This is a genomic window from Mesorhizobium sp. BR1-1-6 (assembly GCF_020165355.1).
Taxonomy (GTDB): Bacteria; Pseudomonadota; Alphaproteobacteria; order Rhizobiales; family Rhizobiaceae; genus Mesorhizobium.
Genome location: NZ_JAIUHZ010000036.1, coordinates 1 through 5,524, shown reverse-complemented (window position 1 = coordinate 5,524; position 5,524 = coordinate 1). Strand labels below are relative to the sequence as shown.

General features: G+C 62.9%; 6 protein-coding genes and 2 tRNA genes. 3 read left to right on the top strand and 5 right to left on the bottom strand.

The genetic code is table 11. From position 1 onward, the window contains the following. The coding region (locus LB545_RS30645; protein ID WP_224706286.1) for a GTP-binding protein at nt 1-680 on the bottom strand (680 nt) is incomplete at its 3' end. Nucleotides 681-973: 293 nt separating this feature from the next. Here LB545_RS30645 and LB545_RS30640 point away from each other — a divergent pair. Then, nucleotides 974-1,861: a DMT family transporter gene (locus LB545_RS30640; RefSeq protein WP_140517617.1), complete on the top strand. Its 888-nt coding sequence runs from the start codon at nt 974-976 to the stop codon at nt 1,859-1,861. A gap of 239 nt (nt 1,862-2,100) precedes the next feature. Here the strand turns inward: LB545_RS30640 and LB545_RS30635 are convergent, their stop codons facing one another. Beyond that, nucleotides 2,101-2,358: a GlsB/YeaQ/YmgE family stress response membrane protein gene (locus LB545_RS30635; RefSeq protein ID WP_140493554.1), complete on the bottom strand. Its 258-nt coding sequence runs from the start codon at nt 2,356-2,358 to the stop codon at nt 2,101-2,103. Between the two features lie 129 nt (nt 2,359-2,487). Here LB545_RS30635 and LB545_RS30630 point away from each other — a divergent pair, with 129 nt between their 5' ends. Continuing rightward, nucleotides 2,488-2,946: a YidB family protein gene (locus LB545_RS30630; RefSeq protein ID WP_140493557.1), complete on the top strand. Its 459-nt coding sequence runs from the start codon at nt 2,488-2,490 to the stop codon at nt 2,944-2,946. An 83-nt stretch (nt 2,947-3,029) separates the two neighbouring features. Here LB545_RS30630 and LB545_RS30625 read toward each other — a convergent pair. After that, nucleotides 3,030-3,103, bottom strand: a tRNA-Gly gene (locus LB545_RS30625). A 90-nt stretch (nt 3,104-3,193) separates the two neighbouring features. Continuing rightward, nucleotides 3,194-3,278 (bottom strand) — tRNA-Tyr (locus tag LB545_RS30620). Between the two features lie 197 nt (nt 3,279-3,475). Here LB545_RS30620 and LB545_RS30615 point away from each other — a divergent pair. Further along, nucleotides 3,476-4,321 (top strand): TrmH family RNA methyltransferase, encoded by an 846-nt coding sequence (locus tag LB545_RS30615; RefSeq protein ID WP_224706285.1) that lies wholly within the window; start codon nt 3,476-3,478, stop codon nt 4,319-4,321. 78 nt (nt 4,322-4,399) lie between these two features. Here LB545_RS30615 and LB545_RS30610 read toward each other — a convergent pair whose 3' ends face one another. After that, nucleotides 4,400-5,287, bottom strand: a complete 888-nt coding sequence (locus LB545_RS30610) for a 2-hydroxy-3-oxopropionate reductase (RefSeq protein ID WP_224706284.1) — start codon at nt 5,285-5,287, stop codon at nt 4,400-4,402. Nucleotides 5,288-5,524 lie beyond the last annotated feature (237 nt).

Genomic DNA, 5,524 nt, shown 5'->3' with positions numbered 1-5,524 from the left:
CCGGTCACGACCGTGCCGCGGCCCGAGATCGAGAACACGTCCTCGATCGGCATCAGGAACGGCTTGTCGAGCGGACGGACAGGCGTCGGGATGTAGGCGTCGACCTGAGCCATCAGCTCGCGGATCGCGTCCTCGCCGATCTTCTTGTCCGAATCTTCCAGCGCCGCCAGCGCCGAACCCTTGACGATCGGAATGTCGTCGCCGGGGAACTCGTTCTTGGTCAGCAATTCGCGAACCTCGAGCTCGACCAGCTCAAGCAGCTCGGCATCGTCGACCTGGTCGACCTTGTTCAAGAACACCACGATCGACGGCACGCCGACCTGGCGGGCCAAAAGGATGTGCTCGCGGGTCTGCGGCATCGGGCCGTCGGCGGCCGACACAACCAGGATCGCGCCGTCCATCTGCGCGGCACCCGTGATCATGTTCTTCACATAGTCGGCGTGGCCGGGGCAGTCGACGTGGGCGTAGTGGCGGTTCTCCGTCTCGTACTCGACGTGAGCCGTCGAAATCGTGATGCCGCGCGCCTTCTCTTCCGGCGCCGCGTCAATCTGGTCATAGCGCTTGTATTCGCCAAAATACTTGGTGATCGCTGCCGTCAAAGACGTCTTGCCATGATCAACGTGGCCAATCGTGCCGATGTTCACATGCGGCTTGGTGCGCTCGAATTTACCTTTTGCCATAGTCTCTTTCCTTGGACGGCCTGGACCTTCAGTTCAGTCGAATGCGGGGCGATTAGCGACAAAGGCCAAAAAACACAAGCGTCTTTTGCCCGGGCGCCTTCTCACTCGGCCCGAACCCGTGATCCGATTGCGGGGATATGGCGCTGATATAGGAACGTGCCGCGTGAAATGGAATGGCCTAAACCCCTGCGCAATCGCGCCGGCCTCCCGCGCCCCGCTCGTCGGTCGCTGTCGGATTTGTCGGCGCTTCATGGCCCATTGCGGCGGTGTTCCCGCTCTGATTTCCTGCACCGATGCATTTCATCCCGACAGCCGTTCGCGGCCCCCTGTTCATGATCGTCTCGACCGGGTCGTATCTCGTCAACGATACGATGATGAAGCTCGCCACGGCGGGCCTGCCGTCCTATGAAGTGCTGTTCCTGCGCGGCGCGGCGGCAGCGCTCTGGGGCTTTCCGCTGCTGTTTGCGCTTGGTTATGGCAAACAGATCCCGCTGATCTTCGACAAGCGCGTGCTGCACCGCAACCTGCTCGAACTGGCCGCCATCCTTTGTTACGTCGTGGCGCTCGCCAACATGCAGATTGCCGATTCCACCGCGCTCGGACAGGTCACGCCGCTGTTGATGCTGGTCGGCTCCTCCATCCTGTTCGGCGAGCGCATCGGCGGCCAGCGCATGGCGCTGATCGGCCTCGGCTTCATCGGCGCGCTGATGGTGGCGCAACCGACAATGCAGGGCATCTCGGTCTATGCCCTGCTGGCGCTCGGCAACGCGGCATTGTCGGCCGCGCGCGATCTCACCGGCAGGCGGGTTCCGGCCGAGGTGCCGGGAATGATCGTGGCGATTTCCGCCGTCGTCGTGGTGCTGATCGGCGCCGGTGCGGCACACCTGGTTTCAGAGCGCTGGATCATGCCCGGAGCACATCATTTGCTGCTCATGGCCGGAGCCGGGTTCTTCCTGATCTTCGGCCATTTCTTCATCTTCATGGCCTATCGCGTCGGGCCGACCAGCGCAGTGGCGCCGTTCTACTACTGCTTCACCGTCTGGGCGATGATTTCGGGCCTGCTGGTGTTCGGACAATTCCCAAACGCGCTGGCGATTTGCGGCATCCTTCTGGTTGTCGGTAGCGGATTGGCCATCGTCTCGCTCGACCAGCGCAAGCGCCGGCTGACTGTCGTGGCCTAAGTCGGCTCCAGTTGCGGCCGATTATCGCCGGGGGTCTCGCCGCAAAGCTCAACACGCTGCCCGCGAGATCCTCAAGAGGGTCAGATAGGACGCGCCAGACGGCGCTCCGCGGTGGCAAACACCGCCGATGATGGACAGACGACGGCGCATGACCCGAAAGGCGGGATCCGGTTTCGGGAAAGGTCATGGACAAGCGAACGGATAAAATCCCATCCCGAACCTTCGGAATGGGACTGGTGCTAAATAGTCCGCTTGCCGGCGAACTGGTGGTAAGCCCACAACACGACCACGGCGCCCACCACCGCGACGATCAGGCTGTAGATGTTGAGACCGGTCACGCCCGACGCGCCGAAAGCGCTGAAGATCAGGCCGCCGACAATGGCGCCGACAATGCCGAGCACGATATCCATGATCATGCCCTGGCCGCTCTTGTTGACGATCTTGCTGCCAAGAAAGCCGGCGATGACTCCCAGAATAATCCAGCTGATGATTGACATTTTTCCTCTCCAATCCCCTGCCGCGTCCATCATTTTCATATGATTGTCAAAAGCTCAAGCCAGCTTGAAATTCCGCCCGATTGCGTCATTGTGACGATGGGACGGGCTTGGTTGACAAGGAGATCCACGATGGGACTGTTTGACAATGCCGTTCCGGGCGGCAACATCACCAAACCCCTGATGATCGCGCTCGGCGCGCTGCTGGTCGGAAAGATGCTGAGCGGCAGGAGTGCCGAACAGCCGGAGCAACCCCAAGCTCCCGTACCGGCCGAGCCCAGTGAAACCACGGCCGGCGATGGCGGCCTGCTTGGCGGACTGGGCGGCCTGCTCGACAAATTGAAGAACTCCGGCCACGGCAACGTCGCTGATTCCTGGGTCGGCACCGGCCAGAACCAGCCGATCAACGCCAACGACCTGGGCAACGCGATCGGACCGCAGGTCATCCGCGAGATCGCGCAACGGACGGGACTCGACGAGCAGGAACTGCTCAAGCAATTGAGCACGGCCTTGCCTGGCATCGTCGACAAGCTGACGCCGAACGGCCAGGTGCCGCAGCAACACCAGGTCGCGTCGGCCTTCAACAGCTGAAGCGAGCGGACAGCCATCCTCTGGAGCGCTGCGCGACCTGGCCGCGCAGTGTTTCAGCTTGCCGATGGCGTGGGTTGGAGATCTGGAGCGGGTAGCGGGAATCGAACCCGCATATTCAGCTTGGAAGGCTGCTGCTCTACCACTGAGCTATACCCGCGCCGTGCACTGAAGTACCGGATTCCACGGAAAAGCGCCATGCGCTTTTCGCCTCCGACACTTTCACGTTTCAGGGCTTCCGGGCCGGCAGTGGTGGAGAGGGTTGGATTCGAACCAACGTAGGCTAAGCCAACGGATTTACAGTCCGTCCCCTTTAACCACTCGGGCACCTCTCCAGTCTGCCGCCGGAGCCATGCAACGAGGCATTCTTGCCGATCCGGACCCGAGTATCACTTCTCCGAAATCAGCGAAGCGCCTTATGGCGGCAAGGCCAGTGGGTGTCAACCGCGTGGCAAGGGTTTTTCGATGTTGTTCGCCGGCTGCGGCGACGGGCCATATCCCTGGCCGCCGGAGACCGCTATAGAAGCCGGCCATGAGCAACAAGACCGGCACCCCGAAAGACACCCACTACGCCAAGCTGCGTCGTGCACACCGCGACGAAAAGAGCGGCGGCGCGCCGGCATTCCGGCCGCGCCAGCCCATGCCGCCGGGCGAGAACGCAGCCGACGGGCTGGTGCGGCTCTATGGCCTGCATACGGTGCGCGCGGCGCTCGACAATCCGCGCCGCAAGATCCGGAAAATGCTGGTGACGCGCAATGCCGCCGAGCGGCTGGGACTGGCCGACTTCGCGGTCCTGCCCTTCAAGGCGGAGCTGGTCGAACCCAGGGACATCGACAAGATCACGGGTTCGGATGCCGTGCATCAAGGCGTGCTGATCGAGGCCGAGCCGCTGAAGCCCAAGCGCCTCGACGCTCTTGGCGACACAAAGCTGGTGCTGGTGCTCGACCAGATCACCGATCCGCACAATGTCGGCGCCATCCTGCGCTCGGCGGTCGCCTTCGATGCCGGCGCGCTGATCACCACGGCGCGCCACAGCCCGCAGGAATCGGGCGTGCTGGCGAAATCAGCCTCCGGCGCGCTCGAACATATCGACCAGATCGAGGTGAAGAACCTGGCCGACGCGCTCGCGCAACTGCACGAGGCCGGCTTCCAGACAATCGGTCTCGATTCGGACGGCCCGGCCGAACTCGAAACGAGCTTTGCCGGCGACAAGCTTGCCCTGGTGCTGGGCGCGGAAGGCAAGGGCCTGCGCCAGAAGACGCGCGAGACGGTGACGACACTGGCTCGCCTCGACATGCCCGGCGCCATCCGCTCGCTCAACGTGTCGAACGCGGCGGCGGTAAGCCTTTATGCGGCACGGAAATTCTTGAGGCAGTAGGGCAGTACGGCAGTAGGGTTTCCAAATCGGCCGGAACGGGCGGCTCCTACTGCCCTACTGCCCTACTGCCCTACTGCCCTACTGCCCTACCTCATGCCCGGCCATCCGCTCCAGCGCCCTGACCAGGGCCGAGTGATCCTCCCTGGCGCCGCCATTGGCGGTGCAGGAATTGAACAGTTGCTGGGTGGTCGACGTGTTGGGCAGGGAGACGCCGAGCGCCCTTGCGCCTTCCAGGGCGAGGTTGAGATCCTTCTGGTGCAGTTCGATGCGGAAACCCGGCGCGAAGGTGCGCCTGACCATGCGTTCGCCATGCACTTCGAGGATGCGCGAGGCGGCCAACCCGCCCATCAGCGCCTGCCTGACCTTGGCGGGGTCGGCGCCGGCTTTTGAAGCAAAAACAAGCGCTTCGGCGACGGCTTCAATGGTCAGCGCGACGACGATCTGGTTGGCGACCTTGGTGGTCTGGCCGACGCCGTTCGGTCCGACCAGGGTGATGTTCTTGCCCATCTTCTCGAAAACGGGCCTGGCGTGCTCGAAGGCCTTCTCCTCGCCGCCGACCATGATGGTCAGCGATGCGGCCTTGGCTCCCACCTCGCCGCCCGAGACCGGCGCATCGAGATAGTCGCAGCCCAGTTCGTTGATTTTTTTGGCGAAGGCCTTGGTCTCGATCGGCGAGATCGAGCTCATGTCGATGACCAATTTGCCTTTGGAAAGACCTGATGCGACGCCGTTGTCGCCGAACAGCACCTCGGCCACCTGCGGTGTGTCGGGCACCATGGTGATGATGATATCGGCGGCCTTCGCCACGGCGGCATGGCCGGTGACAGTTTTCAGTCCCTTGGCCACCAGTTCGGCCTGTGGCCTGGAGCGGTGGTCGCTGGCGATCACCGTGTAGCCGGCGTCCAGCAAATGTCCCGCCATCGGCGCGCCCATGATGCCGAGGCCGATGAAGCCGATGGTTTCCATTGTGGTTCTCCGTCTCGTTGAGATTGCGTTCCTTCACGCCCCCTCTGGCTTGCCGGCCATCTCCCCCACAGGTGGGGAGATTGGCAGTTTCGGCGCTGGCCCCAACTTTCCCGGTTCAAAATTTAGCGAAGCCGCCGGTGACATCTGATCTCCCCCTTGTGGGAGATGGCCGGCAAGCTAGAGGAGGGCGTGAAGGAACGCGAGTTCGATTTCGACAGCTAAGCCGCCGCGCTTCCC

What these genes read in the sequence shown, in the direction of transcription:
- LB545_RS30640 (WP_140517617.1), top strand. Translation starts at nt 974, where the DNA reads ATGCATTTCATCCCGACAGCCGTTCGCGGCCCCCTGTTCATGATCGTC.
- LB545_RS30635 (WP_140493554.1), bottom strand. Translation starts at nt 2,358, where the DNA reads ATGTCAATCATCAGCTGGATTATTCTGGGAGTCATCGCCGGCTTTCTT.
- LB545_RS30630 (WP_140493557.1), top strand. Translation starts at nt 2,488, where the DNA reads ATGGGACTGTTTGACAATGCCGTTCCGGGCGGCAACATCACCAAACCC.
- LB545_RS30615 (WP_224706285.1), top strand. Translation starts at nt 3,476, where the DNA reads ATGAGCAACAAGACCGGCACCCCGAAAGACACCCACTACGCCAAGCTG.
- LB545_RS30610 (WP_224706284.1), bottom strand. Translation starts at nt 5,287, where the DNA reads ATGGAAACCATCGGCTTCATCGGCCTCGGCATCATGGGCGCGCCGATG.